Raw genomic sequence first — 2584 nt, 5'->3', positions numbered from 1 at the left:
ATGAAGCCCTGGACGGCGGCCAGGACGGCGTAGTCACCGCAGCCCGGGCACCAGCGGACCTCCTGATCCGACTTGAAGTCCTTCATGGACTGCTTGGCCTCGGCCTTGGGAACGAGGGAGAGGGCTTCACTGGGCACGACTGGCCTCCTGGACGGCCTCGGCCAGCTGCTCGGCCTTGAAGGGCATGCCGTTGACCTGGGTGACGGAATGGATGTTCGTCAGGTACTTCGCGCGCAGCAGGGTCGCGAGCTGCCCGAGGTTCATCTCCGGCAGCACCACCGTGTCGTAGCGCCCCAGTACTTCGCCCAGATTGCGGGGGAAGGGGTTGAGGTGGCGCAGGTGGGCCTGGGCGACCGCCACGCCCTGGGAACGCAGCCGGCGGACCGCCGCGGTGATCGGGCCGTACGTGGAACCCCAGCCGATGACCAGGGTCCGGGCCCCGTCGGGGTCGTCGACCTGGAGGTCGGGGACCTCGATCCCGTCGATCTTGGCCTGGCGGGTGCGGACCATGAACTCGTGGTTGGCGGGGTCGTAGGAGATGTTTCCGGTGCCGTCCTGCTTCTCGATGCCGCCGATGCGGTGTTCGAGGCCGGGGGTGCCGGGGACCGCCCAGGGGCGGGCCAGGGTCTGCGCGTCGCGCTTGTAGGGCCAGAACACCTCGGTGCCGTCGGCCAGCGTGTGGTTGGGACCCGACGCGAACAACGTGCGCAGATCCGGCAGGTCCGCCGTCTCCGGCACCCTCCACGGCTCCGAACCGTTCGCCAGGTAGCCGTCGGAGAGCAGGAAGACCGGGGTCCGGTACGTCAACGCGATCCGGGCCGCGTCCAGCGTGGCGTCGAAGCAGTCGGCCGCCGTCTTCGGCGCCACGATCGGGACGGGGGCCTCTCCGTTGCGGCCGTACATGGCCTGGAGGAGGTCGGCCTGCTCGGTCTTGGTGGGCAGGCCGGTGGAGGGGCCGCCGCGCTGGATGTCGACGATCAGCAGCGGCAGCTCCAGGGAGACGGCCAGGCCGATGGTCTCGGACTTCAGGGCCACACCGGGCCCCGAGGTGGTGGTGACCGCGAGGGCGCCGCCGAAGGCCGCTCCCAGGGCCGCGCCGATCCCGGCGATCTCGTCCTCGGCCTGGAAGGTCCGTACGCCGAAGTTCTTGTGCCGGCTCAGCTCGTGCAGGATGTCCGAGGCCGGAGTGATCGGGTACGAGCCCAGGTACAGCGGCAGGTCCGCCTGCTGGGCCGCGGCGATCAGACCGTACGACAGGGCCAGGTTCCCGGAGATGTTGCGGTAGGTACCGCTCGGGAACGCGCTGCTCGCGGGAGCCACCTCGTAGGAGACGGCGAAGTCCTCGGTGGTCTCGCCGAAGTTCCAGCCGGCGCGGAAGGCGACGATGTTCGCCTCGGCGATCTCGGGCTTCTTCGCGAACTTCTGCCGCAGGAAGCTCTCCGTACCCTCCGTCGGACGGTGGTACATCCAGCTCAGGAGCCCCAGCGCGAACATGTTCTTGCTGCGCTCGGCCTCCTTGCGGGAGAGCCCGAAGTCCTTCAGCGCCTCCACCGTGAGGGTGGTCAGCGGGACCGGGTGCAGGTTGTAGGCGTCCAGCGACCCGTCTTCCAGGGGCGAGGTGGCGTAGCCGACCTTGGCCATGGGGCGCTTGGTGAACTCGTCGGTGTTGACGATGATCTCCGCGCCGCGCGGGACGTCGGCGATGTTGGCCTTCAGGGCGGCCGGGTTCATCGCCACCAGCACGTCCGGGGCGTCGCCGGGGGTGAGGATGTCGTGGTCGGCGAAGTGCAGCTGGAACGAGGACACGCCCGGCAGGGTTCCGGCGGGGGCGCGGATCTCGGCGGGGAAGTTCGGGAGCGTCGAGAGGTCGTTGCCGAAGGACGCCGTCTCCGAGGTGAAACGGTCACCCGTCAGCTGCATGCCGTCACCCGAGTCACCCGCGAAACGGATGATCACGTGATCGACGCGGCGGACTTCCTTCTCACCCGCGGGCGGCAGGACTGTTTCGGTCATGGCTCAGGCCTTGATCTCGCAGATGGTGGCGCCGGAGGTGAGGGAGGCGCCGACCTCGGCGCTGAGGCCGACGATGGTGCCGGAGCGGTGGGCGTTGAGGGGCTGCTCCATCTTCATGGCCTCCAGGACCACGATGAGGTCGCCCTCCTCCACCTGCTGGCCCTCCTCGACGGCGACCTTGACGATGGTGCCCTGCATCGGGGAGGCCAGGGTGTCGCCGGAGACCAGCTTGACGTTCTTCTTGTTGCGGCGCTTGGCCTTGGTGACCGTGCCGCTGACCGCCTGCGCACCCTTCGAGAGCGCACCCAGCGAGGACGGGAGCGTCACCTCCAGGCGACGACCGCCGACCTCCACGATCAGCGACTCCCGACCCGAGTCCTCGTCCTCGGTGTCCTCGGCGGCGGGCGCGGAGAAGGCCTTGAGGTCGTTGACGAACTCGGTTTCGATCCAGCGGGTGTGGACGGTGAAGGGGGTGCCGTCGGTGGGGGCGAAGGCGGGGTCGGTGACCACGGCGCGGTGGAAGGGGATGGCGGTGGCCATGCCCTCGATCTCGAACTCGGCGAGGGCGCGG

At 69.3% G+C, this 2584-nt stretch carries 2 protein-coding genes and 1 pseudogene; all 3 read right to left on the bottom strand.

The window, feature by feature from the left end:
* Positions 1-137 (bottom strand): annotated as a pseudogene (locus AB0D01_RS39625) (2-oxoacid:ferredoxin oxidoreductase subunit beta); the annotation flags it as partial.
* Positions 127-2013, bottom strand: coding sequence for a 2-oxoacid:acceptor oxidoreductase subunit alpha (locus tag AB0D01_RS39620; RefSeq protein WP_363064274.1), 1887 nt, complete (start codon positions 2011-2013; stop codon positions 127-129). The gene AB0D01_RS39620 and the pseudogene AB0D01_RS39625, both read right to left, overlap by 11 nt.
* A gap of 3 nt (positions 2014-2016) precedes the next feature.
* Positions 2017-2584, bottom strand: a 568-nt coding sequence (locus AB0D01_RS39615) for a biotin/lipoyl-containing protein (RefSeq protein WP_363064272.1), incomplete at its 5' end; no start/stop codon positions are given.

The sequence above is a fragment of the Streptomyces sp. NPDC048606 genome, assembly GCF_040650855.1.
Classification (GTDB): Bacteria; Actinomycetota; Actinomycetes; order Streptomycetales; family Streptomycetaceae; genus Streptomyces.
Note: the sequence above shows the minus strand (reverse complement) of the source record. Positions and strands in the feature narration are given on the sequence as shown.

Bases quoted from the DNA above. Each gene is read 5' to 3' on its own strand.
- AB0D01_RS39620 (WP_363064274.1), bottom strand. From the start codon at position 2,013: ATGACCGAAACAGTCCTGCCGCCCGCGGGTGAGAAGGAAGTCCGCCGC.